Source organism: Halomonas sp. NCCP-2165, assembly GCF_023708045.1.
Lineage (GTDB): Bacteria > Pseudomonadota > Gammaproteobacteria > Pseudomonadales > Halomonadaceae > Bisbaumannia > Bisbaumannia pacifica.
The window spans coordinates 67,059-80,847 of the sequence record NZ_BRCY01000012.1; the positions used below are offsets into that span (position 1 = coordinate 67,059).

28 protein-coding genes are annotated in these 13,789 nt (G+C 60.9%); all 28 read right to left on the reverse strand.

Features of this window, described 5'->3' with window-relative positions; translation table 11 throughout:
* Positions 1–66: 66 nt before the first annotated feature.
* The 28 genes from rplQ to rpsJ all read right to left on the reverse strand — a co-directional run bounded on the left by rplQ (position 67) and on the right by rpsJ (position 13,784).
* Positions 67–459, reverse strand: a complete 393-nt coding sequence (rplQ, locus tag NFU04_RS08290) for a 50S ribosomal protein L17 (RefSeq protein WP_251309022.1) — start codon at positions 457–459, stop codon at positions 67–69.
* Positions 460–498: 39 nt separating this feature from the next.
* Positions 499–1,497 carry a DNA-directed RNA polymerase subunit alpha gene (locus NFU04_RS08295; RefSeq protein ID WP_251309023.1) on the reverse strand — a complete coding sequence of 333 codons (999 nt, stop codon included), beginning with the start codon at positions 1,495–1,497 and terminating at the stop codon, positions 499–501.
* A gap of 75 nt (positions 1,498–1,572) precedes the next feature.
* A complete protein-coding gene (gene rpsD, locus NFU04_RS08300; RefSeq protein WP_251309024.1) occupies positions 1,573–2,193 on the reverse strand; it encodes a 30S ribosomal protein S4 in 621 nt (206 codons plus the stop codon).
* A gap of 12 nt (positions 2,194–2,205) precedes the next feature.
* Positions 2,206–2,592, reverse strand: coding sequence for a 30S ribosomal protein S11 (gene rpsK / locus NFU04_RS08305; RefSeq protein WP_146803714.1), 387 nt, complete (start codon positions 2,590–2,592; stop codon positions 2,206–2,208).
* 40 nt (positions 2,593–2,632) lie between these two features.
* Positions 2,633–2,989 (reverse strand): 30S ribosomal protein S13, encoded by a 357-nt coding sequence (rpsM, locus tag NFU04_RS08310; protein WP_146803715.1) that lies wholly within the window; start codon positions 2,987–2,989, stop codon positions 2,633–2,635.
* 126 nt (positions 2,990–3,115) lie between these two features.
* Complete coding sequence (gene rpmJ / locus NFU04_RS08315; RefSeq protein WP_008959154.1) at positions 3,116–3,229, reverse strand: 50S ribosomal protein L36; 114 nt, start codon at positions 3,227–3,229, stop codon at positions 3,116–3,118.
* A gap of 29 nt (positions 3,230–3,258) precedes the next feature.
* Positions 3,259–4,590: a preprotein translocase subunit SecY gene (gene secY, locus NFU04_RS08320; protein WP_146803716.1), complete on the reverse strand. Its 1,332-nt coding sequence runs from the start codon at positions 4,588–4,590 to the stop codon at positions 3,259–3,261.
* The gene (gene rplO / locus NFU04_RS08325; protein ID WP_146803717.1) at positions 4,591–5,025 is read right to left on the reverse strand and encodes a 50S ribosomal protein L15; all 435 of its coding nucleotides are present in this window, start codon (positions 5,023–5,025) and stop codon (positions 4,591–4,593) included.
* 3 nt (positions 5,026–5,028) lie between these two features.
* Positions 5,029–5,211 (reverse strand): 50S ribosomal protein L30, encoded by a 183-nt coding sequence (gene rpmD / locus NFU04_RS08330; RefSeq protein ID WP_146803718.1) that lies wholly within the window; start codon positions 5,209–5,211, stop codon positions 5,029–5,031.
* 6 nt (positions 5,212–5,217) lie between these two features.
* Positions 5,218–5,718: a 30S ribosomal protein S5 gene (gene rpsE, locus NFU04_RS08335; protein ID WP_146803719.1), complete on the reverse strand. Its 501-nt coding sequence runs from the start codon at positions 5,716–5,718 to the stop codon at positions 5,218–5,220.
* Positions 5,719–5,730: 12 nt separating this feature from the next.
* Positions 5,731–6,081: a 50S ribosomal protein L18 gene (gene rplR, locus NFU04_RS08340; RefSeq protein WP_146803720.1), complete on the reverse strand. Its 351-nt coding sequence runs from the start codon at positions 6,079–6,081 to the stop codon at positions 5,731–5,733.
* A gap of 9 nt (positions 6,082–6,090) precedes the next feature.
* A complete protein-coding gene (gene rplF / locus NFU04_RS08345) occupies positions 6,091–6,621 on the reverse strand; it encodes a 50S ribosomal protein L6 (RefSeq protein ID WP_251309025.1) in 531 nt (176 codons plus the stop codon).
* Between the two features lie 9 nt (positions 6,622–6,630).
* A complete protein-coding gene (rpsH, locus tag NFU04_RS08350) occupies positions 6,631–7,023 on the reverse strand; it encodes a 30S ribosomal protein S8 (protein ID WP_251309026.1) in 393 nt (130 codons plus the stop codon).
* Positions 7,024–7,053: 30 nt separating this feature from the next.
* On the reverse strand, positions 7,054–7,359 hold the full coding sequence (gene rpsN, locus NFU04_RS08355; RefSeq protein WP_146803723.1) for a 30S ribosomal protein S14: 306 nt from the start codon (positions 7,357–7,359) through the stop codon (positions 7,054–7,056).
* A gap of 10 nt (positions 7,360–7,369) precedes the next feature.
* Positions 7,370–7,909 carry a 50S ribosomal protein L5 gene (gene rplE / locus NFU04_RS08360; protein ID WP_146803724.1) on the reverse strand — a complete coding sequence of 180 codons (540 nt, stop codon included), beginning with the start codon at positions 7,907–7,909 and terminating at the stop codon, positions 7,370–7,372.
* 18 nt (positions 7,910–7,927) lie between these two features.
* Positions 7,928–8,242: a 50S ribosomal protein L24 gene (gene rplX / locus NFU04_RS08365; protein ID WP_146803725.1), complete on the reverse strand. Its 315-nt coding sequence runs from the start codon at positions 8,240–8,242 to the stop codon at positions 7,928–7,930.
* Positions 8,243–8,256: 14 nt separating this feature from the next.
* Positions 8,257–8,628 (reverse strand): 50S ribosomal protein L14, encoded by a 372-nt coding sequence (gene rplN, locus NFU04_RS08370; protein WP_146803726.1) that lies wholly within the window; start codon positions 8,626–8,628, stop codon positions 8,257–8,259.
* Between the two features lie 55 nt (positions 8,629–8,683).
* The gene (gene rpsQ, locus NFU04_RS08375) at positions 8,684–8,944 is read right to left on the reverse strand and encodes a 30S ribosomal protein S17 (protein WP_089659633.1); all 261 of its coding nucleotides are present in this window, start codon (positions 8,942–8,944) and stop codon (positions 8,684–8,686) included.
* Position 8,945: 1 nt separating this feature from the next.
* Positions 8,946–9,137, reverse strand: coding sequence for a 50S ribosomal protein L29 (gene rpmC, locus NFU04_RS08380; RefSeq protein WP_146803727.1), 192 nt, complete (start codon positions 9,135–9,137; stop codon positions 8,946–8,948).
* Positions 9,137–9,550 (reverse strand): 50S ribosomal protein L16, encoded by a 414-nt coding sequence (gene rplP, locus NFU04_RS08385; RefSeq protein ID WP_146803728.1) that lies wholly within the window; start codon positions 9,548–9,550, stop codon positions 9,137–9,139. The genes rpmC and rplP overlap by 1 nt, the downstream gene beginning before the upstream one ends.
* A gap of 15 nt (positions 9,551–9,565) precedes the next feature.
* Positions 9,566–10,264: a 30S ribosomal protein S3 gene (gene rpsC / locus NFU04_RS08390; RefSeq protein ID WP_146803729.1), complete on the reverse strand. Its 699-nt coding sequence runs from the start codon at positions 10,262–10,264 to the stop codon at positions 9,566–9,568.
* A gap of 11 nt (positions 10,265–10,275) precedes the next feature.
* Positions 10,276–10,608, reverse strand: a complete 333-nt coding sequence (gene rplV, locus NFU04_RS08395) for a 50S ribosomal protein L22 (RefSeq protein ID WP_010626471.1) — start codon at positions 10,606–10,608, stop codon at positions 10,276–10,278.
* Between the two features lie 18 nt (positions 10,609–10,626).
* Positions 10,627–10,902, reverse strand: coding sequence for a 30S ribosomal protein S19 (gene rpsS / locus NFU04_RS08400; protein WP_146803730.1), 276 nt, complete (start codon positions 10,900–10,902; stop codon positions 10,627–10,629).
* A 22-nt stretch (positions 10,903–10,924) separates the two neighbouring features.
* Positions 10,925–11,752 carry a 50S ribosomal protein L2 gene (gene rplB, locus NFU04_RS08405; protein WP_251309027.1) on the reverse strand — a complete coding sequence of 276 codons (828 nt, stop codon included), beginning with the start codon at positions 11,750–11,752 and terminating at the stop codon, positions 10,925–10,927.
* A gap of 17 nt (positions 11,753–11,769) precedes the next feature.
* Entirely contained in the window at positions 11,770–12,066 is a 297-nt protein-coding gene (rplW, locus tag NFU04_RS08410; RefSeq protein ID WP_146803732.1) for a 50S ribosomal protein L23, read from the reverse strand.
* Positions 12,063–12,668 (reverse strand): 50S ribosomal protein L4, encoded by a 606-nt coding sequence (rplD, locus tag NFU04_RS08415; protein WP_251309028.1) that lies wholly within the window; start codon positions 12,666–12,668, stop codon positions 12,063–12,065. The genes rplW and rplD overlap by 4 nt, the downstream gene beginning before the upstream one ends.
* A 14-nt stretch (positions 12,669–12,682) precedes the next feature.
* A complete protein-coding gene (gene rplC / locus NFU04_RS08420; RefSeq protein WP_251309029.1) occupies positions 12,683–13,321 on the reverse strand; it encodes a 50S ribosomal protein L3 in 639 nt (212 codons plus the stop codon).
* Between the two features lie 151 nt (positions 13,322–13,472).
* Entirely contained in the window at positions 13,473–13,784 is a 312-nt protein-coding gene (rpsJ, locus tag NFU04_RS08425) for a 30S ribosomal protein S10 (protein WP_134846622.1), read from the reverse strand.
* Between the last annotated feature and the right edge of the window lie 5 nt (positions 13,785–13,789).

A 13,789-nucleotide genomic window follows, 5' to 3' on the forward strand; every position in this document is an offset into this window, starting at 1 on the left:
CCCAAAAAACCGGCCCCCGAAGGGAGCCGGTTTTTCTGTCATTGCCGGGCCGGGGCCCACCGGGGATCACTCCTCGGCGGCTTCCTCGACCTCCTCGGCGACCGGACGGTCGACGAGTTCGACGATGGCCATGGGGGCGTTATCGCCGGTGCGGAAACCGCACTTGAGGACACGGACGTAACCGCCCGGACGCTCGACGTAACGCGGACCCAGCTCGTTGAAGAGCTTGCCGACCGCTTCCTTGGAGCGGGTGCGGCTGAAGGCCAGACGACGATTGGCAACGCTGTCCTGCTTGGCCAGGGTGATCAGCGGCTCGATATGACGACGCAGTTCCTTGGCCTTGGGCAGGGTTGTCTTGATCACTTCGTGCTCGACCAGCGAAACGCACATGTTCTTGAACATGGCCTTGCGGTGCGAGCTCGTACGATTCAGGTGGCGACCACTCTTACGATGACGCATGGTTGTGATTCCTTACCAAACTGGGACTCGAGTCGACACTCACGCGGAGGCCTTGTCGTCCTTCAGACTGGCCGGCGGCCAGTTTTCCAGGCGCATGCCCAGGGACAGACCGCGTGCCGCCAACACGTCCTTGATCTCATTCAGGGACTTCTTGCCGAGATTCGGCGTCTTCAGCAGCTCCACTTCGGTACGCTGAATCAGATCACCGATGTAGTAGATGTTCTCGGCCTTCAGGCAGTTGGCACTGCGGACGGTCAACTCGAGATCGTCTACGGGGCGCAGCAGGATGGGATCGATCTGATCCTCTTCCTCTACCACTTCCTGTTCCTTGTCGGCTTCCAGGTCGACGAACGCACTCAGCTGCTCTTGCAGGATGGTGGCGCTGCGACGGATCGCCTCTTCCGGATCCAGGGTGCCATCGGTTTCCAGATCGATGATCAGCTTGTCGAGGTCGGTGCGCTGTTCGACACGCGCGGCCTCGACGGCATAGGAAACACGACGCACGGGGCTGAAGGTCGCATCCAGCTGCAGGCGACCGATGGCGCGTGACTCATCATCCGCACTCTCGCGAGCATCCGCCGGCTCGTAACCGCGTCCGCGGGCGATCTTGAGCTGCATTTTCAGCTCGGCGCCTTCGTTGACGTGGGCGATGACGTGCTCGGGATTGACGATCTCGACATCGTGATCGACGGCGATATCACCCGCGGTGATGACGGACGGGCCCTGCTTGTTCAGCGAGAGCACCGCCTCATCGCGGCTATGCATCTTGATCGCCACGTCCTTCAGGTTGAGGAGGATCTCGATCACATCTTCCTGGACCCCTTCGATCGCGCTGTATTCATGCTCGACACCGGCGATCTCGGCTTCCACCACGGCACAGCCGGGCATGGACGAGAGCAGGATACGACGCAGCGCATTCCCCAGGGTATGGCCGAAGCCGCGCTCGAAGGGCTCGAGCACGATCTTCGCACGATGCGCGCTGATCTCTTCGACCTTGATATCGCGAGGACGGAGAAACTCTGTCACTGAACGCTGCATAAGAACACCTTTCAGGCTGCCAAACGGATACTCGAATTCGTGGGCCGGGCACCGTCAGGCACCCGGCGATGCGGCTTACTTCGAGTACAGCTCGACGATCAGGTTTTCGTTGATGTCGGCAGACAAGTCGCCGCGTTCAGGCAGAGCCTTGAAAGTGCCTTCCATCTTCTTGGAGTCGACGTCGATCCAGGCGATGTCACCGCGGTTGGCGGCGATGGACAGCGCAGTCTGAATGCGCGCCTGGTTCTTGGCCTTCTCACGAACGGACACCACGTCACCGGGCTTGACCTGGTAGGAGGCCACGTTGACGGTACGGCCGTTCACGGCGATGGCCTTGTGGCTGACCAGCTGGCGCGATTCGGCGCGAGTGGAGCCAAAGCCCATGCGGTAGACGACGTTGTCCAGTCGGGATTCCAGCAGCTGCAGCAGCACCTCACCGGTCGCGCCCTTGCGGCGGGCGGCTTCCTTGTAGTAGCTGCGGAACTGCTTTTCGAGGACGCCGTAGAGACGACGTACCTTCTGCTTCTCGCGAAGCTGCAAGCCGTAGTCGGAAAGACGCTGACGGCGCTGGCCATGCACACCCGGGATCTGCTCGGATTTGCATTTCTTCTCGAAGGGAGTGACACCGCTCTTCAGAAAGAGGTCGGTGCCTTCACGACGAGACAGTTTGCACTTCGGTCCAATATAACGAGCCATGAGTCTGTCTCCTTAAACGCGGCGTTTCTTCGGCGGACGGCAGCCATTGTGGGGAATGGGCGTCACGTCGGTGATGCTCTGCACGCGGAAACCGGCGGCATTCAGTGCGCGCACGGCGGACTCACGGCCCGGACCGGGGCCTTTGACCAGCACGTCGACGTTCTTTACACCATACTCGGCTGCAGCGGTCGCTGCACGTTCGCTTGCCACTTGAGCAGCGAACGGGGTGCTCTTGCGAGAACCACGAAAACCCGAACCACCGGCAGTTGCCCAGGAGAGAGCATTGCCCTGGCGGTCTGTGATCGTCACGATCGTGTTGTTAAAAGAGGCATGGATGTGGGCAACCGCATCCACCACCTGCTTTTTCACCTTTTTACGGTTACTACGCGGGTTAGCCATGTTGATGTTTCTTCCTGTCTAAACGCCAGAACGTGCGTAATTATTTGCGAATCGGCTTACGCGGGCCCTTACGGGTACGCGCGTTAGTCTTGGTACGCTGACCACGCAGCGGAAGACTACGACGATGACGCAGACCACGATAGCAACCCAGGTCCATGAGACGCTTGATGTTCAGCGTCACATCACGACGAAGGTCACCTTCAACGGTGTACTTGCCGACTTCAGCACGCAGGGTGTCCAGCTCGTCGCTGGAGAGCTCCTGAATCTTGGTAGTCGGCGCGATGCCGGTCGCGGCACAGATGTCCTGTGCACGAGTGCGGCCAATCCCGAAGATATAGGTCAGCGAGATCGCCGCATGCTTGTTGTCCGGGATATTGACGCCTGCAATACGGGCCATCAGCTTTCTCCGAAATTTGAGCGGCTTGCTCGATTGGGTCTACTACAAAAGGCGCAACAGCATACCCCTTTACCCTCGAGAGGGCAAGGGGTATGCCGGCACCCGGTGAGTCGCAGCCGTCAGGGCTCAGCCCTGACGCTGCTTGTGCCGCGGCTCGCTGCAGATGACACGCACGGCGCCATTGCGACGAATGATCTTGCAGTTACGGCACATTTTCTTTACGGAAGCTCGAACTTTCATCGTTCTCTCCAATTCACGTACGGCGCGCCTTAGCGCATGATGCCGCCGCTACCGTAGCCTTTCAGGTTGGACTTCTTCATCACCGACTCGTACTGGTGCGACATGAGGTGTGACTGCACCTGAGCCATGAAGTCCATGATGACCACTACCACGATCAACAGCGAGGTACCGCCGAAGAAGAACGGCACGTTCCACGCCACGATCAGGAACTGGGGCATCAGGGAAACCGCAGTGATGTAGATGGCACCGAAGAAGGTCAGACGGGTCATGACCTTATCGATATAGCGAGCGGTCTGCTCGCCGGGCCGAATCCCCGGCAGGAAGGCTCCCGACTTCTTGAGGTTGTCGGCAACGTCCTTGGGGTTGAAGACCAGCGCTGTGTAAAAGAAGCAGAAGAATACCACCGCCGCGGCGAAAAGCAAGATGTACAGCGGCTGACCAGGCCCCAGGGCCAGGGAAGCCGACTGCAGCCAGTCGAGCCCTTCCCCCGCGCTGACCCACTGCCCCAGAGACGCCGGGAACAGCAGGATGCTGGAGGCGAAGATCGCCGGAATCACGCCGGCCATGTTCACCTTCAGGGGGAGGTAGCTGCTCTGGCCGGCGTACATCTTGTTGCCGACCTGGCGCCGCGGGTAGTTCACGGTGATGCGACGCTGACCGCGCTCGATAAACACCACGAAGGCCACGGTGGCCACACCCAGCACCGTCAGGGCCAGCAACGGCAGGACATTCCAGGCGCCTTCGTTACGGGCCAGCTCGAAGGCCTGCCCCACGGCGCCGGGCAGGCCCGCGACGATACCGGCGAAGATCAGCAGCGAGATGCCGTTGCCGATCCCCTTCTCGGTAATTTGCTCACCCAGCCACATCATGAACACCGCCCCGGCCACGAAGGTGGTCACGGCGGTGAAATAGAAGCTGAAGTCGGCAGTGTAGGCAATGCCCTGCCCCGCCAGGCCGACGGACATGCCGACGGCCTGAACGAAGGCCAGCACCAGGGTGCCGTAGCGGGTGTACTGGCTGATCTTGCGGCGGCCGGCCTCGCCTTCCTTCTTGAGCTGCTCAAGATGGGGCGAGACCGCGGTCAGCAGCTGCATGATAATCGACGCCGAGATATAGGGCATGATGCCCAGGGCGAAGATACTCATGCGCTCCAGGGCGCCACCCGAGAACATGTTGAACATGCCCAGGATGGTGCCCTGCTGCTCCCTGAACAAGGCAGCAAGCTGGTCAGGATTGATACCGGGCACGGGGATGTGGGCACCGATCCGGTACACCACGATGGCGAGGAGCACGAAGCGCAGACGCGCCCACAGTTCACTCAGACCGCTGCCCATCGCCGGCATGTTTCCTGACTTAGCCATTTAGTCCTCTACCTTGCCACCGGCGGCTTCGATCGCGGCACGGGCACCCTTGGTGACCTTGAGGCCGCGAACGGTGACCGCCTTGTTCAGTTCGCCGGAGAGGATCACCTTCGCGAATTGCGTGGCGTCCTTGAGCACGTTGGCCTGCTTCAGGGTCTCCAGAGTGACTTCCTCACCCGCGACCTTGGCCAGTTCGAAGAGGCGAACCTCTTCGGAGACCAGGGACTTCATGGAGGTGAAGCCAAACTTCGGCAGACGCCGCTGCAGCGGCATCTGACCGCCCTCGAAGCCGGGCTTGACGCTGCCGCCGCTACGAGACTTCTGGCCCTTGTGGCCGCGGCCACCGGTCTTGCCCAGACCGGAGCCGATGCCACGACCAACACGCTTTTCGGCGTGCTTGGAGCCCGGAGCCGGGCTCAGGCTATTGAGTTTCATGGATTACTCTCCCTCAACACGCACAAGGTAGTTAACCTTGTGGATCATGCCGCGAACGGCAGGGGTGTCTTCCAGTTCGACCGAGTGACCGATACGGCGCAGCCCGAGGCCCTTCATGGTGGCCTTGTGCTTGGGCAGGATGCCGATGGTGCTACGGACCTGGGTAACCTTGAGTGTCGCTGCCATGGTGTCTTACCCCGTGATCGCTTCGACAGACAGACCGCGCTTGGCGGCGATGTCTTCCGGCGACTGCATGGAGGCGAGACCCTTGACGGTCGCACGCACCACGTTCACCGGGTTAGTGGAGCCGTAGCACTTGGCCAGGACGTCATGGACGCCGGCCAGTTCGAGCACGGAGCGCATGGCGCCACCGGCGATGATACCGGTACCCTCGGAGGCCGGCTGCATGAACACCTTGGAGGCGCCATGACGGGCCTTGACCGGGTACTGCAGGGTATGACCAGCCAGGGTCACCTTGACCATGTTGCGGCGCGCCTGGTCCATGGCCTTCTGGATCGCGACCGGCACTTCACGCGCCTTGCCACGACCGAAGCCCACACGACCATTGCCATCGCCCACGACGGTCAGGGCGGTGAAACCGAAGATACGGCCACCCTTGACCACCTTGGCGACACGGTTGACCTGCACGAGCTTTTCCTGCAGATCGCCGTTTTGCTGTTCGTTCTTCGCCATCGTAAAAACCCTTTAGAAATCCAGGCCGCCTTCACGAGCGGCGTCGGCCAGAGCCTTGACGCGACCGTGATACTGGAAGCCAGCACGATCGAAGGCCACCTGGGTGATGCCTGCTTCCTTCGCGCGCTCGGCAATCAGCGCACCGACCTTGGCGGCGGCGTCGGCATTACCGGTCGCACCCTCACGCAGGGACTTGTCCAGCGTAGAAGCGCTGGCCAGCACCTTACCACCATCCGGCGAGATGATCTGCGCGTAGATGTGGCGCGGAGTACGGTTGACGCACAGGCGATACACGCCCAGCTCGCGGATCTTGGCGCGAGCGCGGCGGGCACGACGGAGACGAGATTCTTTCTTCGCGTTCATAACCCTGCCTTACTTCTTCTTGGCTTCTTTGCGGCGGACCTGCTCGTCGCCGTACCGGATACCCTTGCCCTTATAGGGCTCGGGCGGACGGAAGGCGCGGATTTCCGCGGCGACCTGGCCGAGCTTCTGCTTGTCCGCGCTCTTCAGCACGACGACGGTGTTCTTCGGCGTTTCCGCCGTCACACCTTCAGGCAGCGTGTAATCGACCGGGTGGGAGAAGCCCAGTGTCAGGTTAAGCGTCTGGCCCTTGGCCTGAGCCCGGTAACCGACGCCATTGATCTCGAGGGTCTTGGTGAAGCCCTCGGACACACCGGTGACCAGGTTCTGGACCAGTGCGCGGGTAGTACCGACCATTGCCCAGCTCTTGGCGGACTCGCTCGGCGCGAAGGTCACCTGGCCCTCTTCCTGACCGATCACCACATCGGGGTGTACGGTCATGGAGAGGGTGCCCTGGCCACCCTTGACGCTCAGCTGGTCACCGTCGAGCTTGAACTCGACGCCAGCGGGCAATTTAACCGGATATTTGGCTACGCGTGACATTCCAAACTCCTAGAATACGGTGCAGAGGACTTCGCCACCGATACCAGCCTGACGCGCGGCACGGTCGGTCATCACACCCTTGGAGGTGGAAACGATCGCCACGCCCAGGCCGTCGGCGACCTTCGGCAGCGCGTCCTTGCCCTTGTACTGGCGCAGGGACGGCTTGGACACCCGCTGAATGTGCTCGATGACCGGCTTGCCCTCGAAATACTTGAGGGTGATGGTCAGCTCGGGTTTAGCACCTTCGGCGACGGCGAAGTCAGAGACATAACCCTCTTCCTTCAATACGCGGGCCAGCTCAACCTTGAGCTTGGAGGACGGCATGGTGACCGTCTCCTTGGTGGCCATCTGCGCATTGCGGATACGGGTGAACATATCCGCCAGCGTATCTTGCATGCTCATTACGTTGCGCTCCTGATGTTTCTACGTGGCTTACCAGCTGGACTTCTTGAGCCCAGGGACATCGCCACGCATGGCGGCTTCACGCAGCTTGTTACGGCCGAGGCCGAACTTGTTGTAGTAGCCGTGCGGACGGCCGGTGACGCGGCAGCGGTTACGCTGACGCACCGGGCTGGAGTCACGCGGCAGCTGCTGCAACTTCAGCGTGGCGTCGAAGCGCTCTTCATCGGAAGCGTTGACGTCGTTAATGATGGCCTTGAGAGCCGCGCGCTTCTCGGCGTACTTAGCAACGAGCTTGGTACGCTTGAGTTCGCGCTCAATCATGCTTTTCTTTGCCATGATCCCACCCTTATTTCTTGAACGGGAAGTTCAGCGCGCTGAGCAGCGCACGGCCTTCTTCATCGGTGTTGGCAGTGGTGGTGATGGTCACATCCAGGCCACGGACTTGATCGATTTTATCATACTCGATCTCCGGGAAGATGATCTGCTCACGCACCCCCATGGAGTAGTTGCCACGACCGTCGAAGGACTTCGGGTTGAGACCACGGAAGTCACGAACGCGGGGGATCGCGATGTTCACCAGGCGATCCAGGAAGTCCCACATGCGCTCACTACGCAGCGTGACCTTGATCCCGATCGGCCAGCCCTCACGCACCTTGAAGCCCGCGATGGACTTGCGCGCCTTGGTAATCACCGGCTTCTGACCGGAGAGCTTCTCCATGTCGCCGATGGCATTTTCGATCAGCTTTTTATCGCTGGTCGCATCGCCGATGCCCATGTTCAGGGTCACCTTGGTGACTCGGGGCACCTGCATCACGTTGGCGTAGCTGAACTGCTCTTTGAGTTGAGCCACCACCTCGTTCTGATAACGTTCTTTCAAGTTCGCCATTTTGCTACCCGACTCGCGTTAGGCGTCGATCTGCGTCTGCGTCGACTTGTAGATACGTACCTTGGAACCGTCTTCCTTAACCTGGAAGCCGACGCGATCTGCCTTACCGGTCTCCTGGTTGAAGATGGCTACGTTGGACGCGTGAATCGGCGCCTCGCGCTCGACGATACCGCCCTGATTGCCAGCCATGGGATTCGGCTTGGTGTGACGCTTGATCATGTTCACACCGGACACCACGAAGCGGTTTTCGAGAACCCGCTTGACGGTGCCGCGCTTGCCCTTGTCCTTGCCAGCGATGACGATCACTTCATCGTCACGTTTGATCTTTTGCATGTCCGCCTCGCTCCTTACAGCACTTCGGGCGCCAGGGAAATGATCTTCATGAACTTCTCGGTACGAAGCTCACGAGTCACCGGCCCGAAGATACGAGTACCAATCGGCTGCTCGTTGGTGTTGTTCAACAGAACCGCCGCATTGCCGTCGAAGCGGATCAGCGAGCCGTCGGAACGGCGAACACCACTACGGGTGCGAACCACCACCGCCTTCAGCACCTGGCCCTTCTTGACCTTGCCACGCGGGATGGCTTCTTTCACCGTGACTTTGATGACGTCACCGACACGGGCATAGCGGCGATGTGAGCCACCCAGCACCTTGATGCACTGCACCCGGCGCGCCCCGCTGTTGTCGGCGACATCCAGCATTGTCTGAGTCTGAATCATCGGTTTTCTCCAAACCTAATCTGACTGCACTGGTTACGAAGTCGCTTGCCGAGCCTTAGCCCTTGGCCTGCTCGACCACTTCTACCAGCGTCCAGGCCTTTTTCTTGGACAGCGGACGGCTTTCCTGAATGGATACCGTATCCCCAGCCTTGGCCTGGTTCGCCTCATCATGGGCGTGCAGTTTGGTGGAGCGCTTCATGTACTTGCCATAGATCGGATGACGCTCACGGCGCTCGATCATGACGACGATGGACTTGTCCATCTTGTCGCTCACCACCTTGCCGGTGAGCGTACGGGCTTTCTTTTCTTCGGCCATCTCAATCACCTGCCTTCTCGTTGAGCACAGTCTTCACGCGGGCGATATCCCGACGGACCTGCTTGAGCAGATGAGTCTGGCTCAGTTGGCCGGTGGCCTTCTGCATGCGCAGGTTGAACTGCTCGCGGAGGAGATCGAGGAGCTGTGCGTTCAGCTCTTCGACTGACTTTTCACGAATTTCCTGGGCGTTCATCACATCACCGTCCGTTTCACAAAGGTGGTGGAGACCGGGAACTTCTGAGCGGCCAGGCGGAAGGCCTCACGAGCCAGCTCTTCAGAAACACCTTCAATCTCGTACAGGATCCGACCCGGCTGGATCTGGGCGACCCAGTACTCCACGGAGCCCTTACCCTTACCCATACGGACTTCGAGGGGCTTCTTGGAGATCGGCTTGTCCGGGAAGACACGGATCCAGATCTTGCCACCACGCTTCACGTGACGAGTGATGGCACGACGACCGGCTTCGATCTGACGCGCGGTCACGCGACCACGGCCGGTGGCCTTGAGGCCATACTCGCCGAAGCTGACCTTGCTACCGCGATGCGCCAGGCCACGGTTGCGGCCCTTCTGCATCTTGCGGAATTTCATGCGCTTAGGTTGTAACATCGACTCGCTCTCCCCTTACCTGGAACCTTTCTTCTTGGAGGGCGCGGCCTGCGGCTGTTTGGCCTTGGCGCGAACCTCTTCGATGCCCCCGAGGATTTCACCCTTGAAGACCCATACCTTGACACCGATGATGCCGTAGGTGGTCTGGGCTTCGAAGGTGGCGTAGTCGATGTCCGCACGCAGGGTGTGCAGCGGAACCCGACCCTCGCGGTACCACTCGGTACGAGCGATCTCGGCGCCACCCAGGCGACCGGACAGCTGCACCTTGATACCACCGGCGCCGAGGCGCATGGCGTTCTGTACGGCGCGCTTCATGGCGCGACGGAACATCACGCGACGCTCCAGCTGGCCGGCGATGTTCTGGGCCACCAGCATGGCGTCCAGTTCCGGCTTGCGAACTTCCTCGATGTTGACGTGCACGGGCACGCCCATCATCGCGGTGACCTCGCGGCGCAGACGATCGACGTCCTCGCCCTTCTTGCCAATCACGATGCCCGGACGAGCGGTGTGAATGGTGATACGAGCGTTGTTCGCGGGACGCTCGATGGTGATGCGGCTCACGGAGGCGTTCTTGAGACGCTCCTCCAGGAAGCTGCGCACTTCGAGGTCGTTATTCAGTTTATCGGCGTAGGCACCGCGCTCGGCGTACCAGACGGAGGTATGGTCTTTGACGATACCCAGCCGAATGCCTGTTGGATTGACTTTTTGACCCATCTGGTCGACTCCTACTTCTCGGCTACCTTGACGGTGATGTGGCAAGTGCGCTTCAAGATACGGTCCGCACGGCCCTTGGCCCGCGGCTTGATACGCTTGAGCGTCATGCCCTCATCGACACAGATGGTCGAGACACGCAGCTCGTCGATGTCCATGCCGTTGTTTTCTTCCGCATTCGCGATGGCGGACTGCAGCACCTTTTTGACCAGCTTGGCGGCCTTCTTCGGTGAGAAGGTCAGCAGGTCGAGTGCTTCGGCGACAGGCTTACCGCGCACCTGATCAGCCACCAAACGGGCCTTCTGGGCGGATAAACGAGCGCCACGCAGCTTAGCAGTGACTTCCATCTCTCAATCCTCTCTGGCTTACCGTTTGGCTTTCTTGTCCGCCGCATGACCGCGATAGGTGCGGGTTGCAGCGAATTCGCCCAGCTTGTGGCCAACCATTTCCTCGGAGATGTGAACCGGGACGTGTTGGCGTCCGTTATGGACGGCAATGGTGAGCCCAACCATGTTCGGCAGGATCATGGAGCGACGCGACCAGGTCTTGATCGGTTTGCGGTCGCTCTTCTCCACTGCAGCCTCAACCTTCTTCAGCAGATGAAGGTCAATAAAAGGACCTTTCTTCAGTGAACGTGGCACAGCCGTTACCCCTTAATGTCTGTTACTTGGCCTTGCGGCGACGAACGATCAGTGCGTCGGTGCGCTTGTTCTTGCGAGTCTTGTGACCCTTGGTGGGCACGCCCCAGGGAGTGACCGGATGACGGCCACCGCTGGTGCGACCTTCACCACCACCGTGGGGGTGATCCACCGGGTTCATGGCGACACCGCGAACCGTCGGACGCACGCCACGCCAGCGCTTGGCACCGGCCTTGCCCAGTTGACGCAGGCTATGCTCGGAGTTGCTCACCTCGCCCAGGGTGGCGCGGCACTCGGCCAGCACCTTGCGCATCTCGCCGGAGCGCAGACGCAGGGTGGCGTAGTTGCCTTCACGAGCCACCAGCTGAGCGCTGGTACCGGCGCTGCGAGCGATCTGCGCACCCTTGCCCGGCTTCAGCTCGATGCAGTGCACCGTGGAGCCCAGCGGAACGTTGCGCAGCGGCAGGGCGTTGCCCTTCTTGATCGCCGCATTGACCCCAGACTCGAGGGTATCGCCGGCCTTCACGCCCTTGGGCGCGATGATGTAGCGACGCTCGCCGTCCAGGTACTTGAGCAGTGCGATATGGGCACTGCGGTTCGGATCGTATTCCAGACGCTCGACGACGGCGGGAACGCCATCCTTGGTGCGCTTGAAATCGATCAGACGATAGTGCTGACGATGACCACCGCCCACGTGACGGGTGGTGATACGACCGTTGTTGTTGCGGCCACCGCTGCGAGACTTCTTCTCGAGCAGCGGGGCATAACCACGACCCTTGTGCAGCTCGTCGTTAACGACCTTAACCAGGTGACGACGACCGGCGGAGGTGGGTTTAGTCTTGACTACTGCCATGATCCGTGCTCCTGCCCTTATTCGGTGCCAGAGAAGTCTTCGAGCGTCTCGCCCGCGGCCAGGGTCACGTACGCCTTGCGGTAACCCTTGCGCTGGCCGACGCCATGAGCGGTGCGCTTGGTCTTGCCCTTGACGTTCAGGACCTGCACACGATCGACCTTCTTGCCGAACAGGGCCTGCACGGCCTTCTTGATCTCCGGCTTGGTCGCGTCATCCGCCACCTTGAACACGTACTGGTTGCGTTCGGCAGCGAAGGCGGCTTTCTCGGTCATGTGCGGACCGAGCAGAACCTTGAATACACGCTCCTGGTTCATGCCAGCTTCTCCTCGAATTTGCGCAGGGCGGAAACGGTAGCCAGCACCTTGTCGAAGGCGACCAGGCTCACCGGGTCGGCGGCAGCCACGTCCACCACATCCACGTTGGGGATGTTGCGGGCGGCCAGGTACAGGTTCTCGTCGACCTCTTCGGTGACGATCAGCACCTTCTCCAGCCCCAGCTCGCCGAGCTTGGCGGCCAGCTGCTTGGTCTTGGGCGCGTCGACGGCAAACTCCTCGACGGCTACCAGGCGCTCCTGACGAACCAGCTCGGAGAGGATGGAGCGCATGGCCGCGCGGTACATCTTGCGGTTGACCTTCTGGGTGTAGTCCTGGGGACGCGCCGCGAAGGTCACGCCGCCGCTACGCCACAACGGAGAACGGATGGTACCGGCACGGGCACGACCGGTGCCCTTCTGACGCCACGGCTTCTTGCCGCCGCCACGCACGTCGGAGCGGTTCTTCTGGGCGCGGGTGCCCTGACGACCACCGGCCAGATAGGCGGTGACCACCTGGTGAACCAGCGCTTCGTTGAATTCTTTGCCAAAGGTGACGTCGGACACTTCGACGGTGCCGGCGCCGGCAGCAAGATTCAGATTCATCGGTGTTATCCCCTTCAGCCAGCTTTCACGGCACTGCGCACGATGACGTCACTACCGGTGGCACCGGGCACGGCGCCCTTGACCAGCAGCAGGTTACGTTCGGCGTCGACACGGACGACTTCCAGGCTCTGCACGGTAGAGCGCGCATTGCCCATCTGGCCGGCCATCTTCTTGCCCTTGAAGACGCGACCCGGGGTCTGGCACATGCCGATGGAACCCGGTGCACGGTGGGAAAGAGAGTTGCCGTGGCTGTTGTCCTGGGTGCGGAAGTTCCAACGCTTGACGGCGCCCTGGAAGCCCTTGCCCTTGGAGGTGCCGGTCACGTCGATCTTCTGACCAGCTTCGAAGAGGGATACGGTGAGTTCGCCGCCCACTTCCGGAGCCTCATCGCCTTCGGCGAGGCGGAACTCCATCAGGGTACGGCCGGCCTCGACACCCGCCTTGGCGAATTGACCCGCCTGGGCTTTGGTGAGGTGCTTGGCCTTGCGGGAGCCGGTAGTCACCTGAACCGCGGCGTAGCCGTCGGCTTCGACGGACTTGACGCGAGTCACGCGGTTAGGCTCAACCTCGATAACGGTTACGGGCACAGAAGCGCCGTCTTCGGTAAAGACGCGGGTCATACCGGCCTTCTTACCGAGCAAACCGATAGTCATGTTCAGTCTCCTAATAGTGTACGGGGCTATCACCCGCTATGGCTGCCCTTTCCAGAGCATTCCACTAGCACATTGTGTGACGCCATCCCGGCGTGGCGGCTGCTGCCTAAACGAAGTCGATAGGCGCTGGGCCGCAGTGACTAGTGAGGTCTTAGTCGAGTTTGATCTGCACGTCCACGCCGGCGGCGAGGTCGAGCTTCATCAGTGCGTCGACGGTCTTTTCGGTGGGTTCGACGATGTCGAGCACACGCTTGTGAGTGCGAATCTCGTACTGGTCGCGCGCGTCCTTGTTGACGTGCGGCGAGATCAGCACGGTGTAGCGCTCACGATTGGTCGGCAGCGGGATCGGACCGCGCACCTGAGCGCCAGTACGCTTGGCGGTCTCAACGATCTCCGCCGTGGACTGGTCGATCAGGCGATGGTCGAACGCCTTCAACCGAATGCGAATCTTCTGGTTCTGCATTAGCC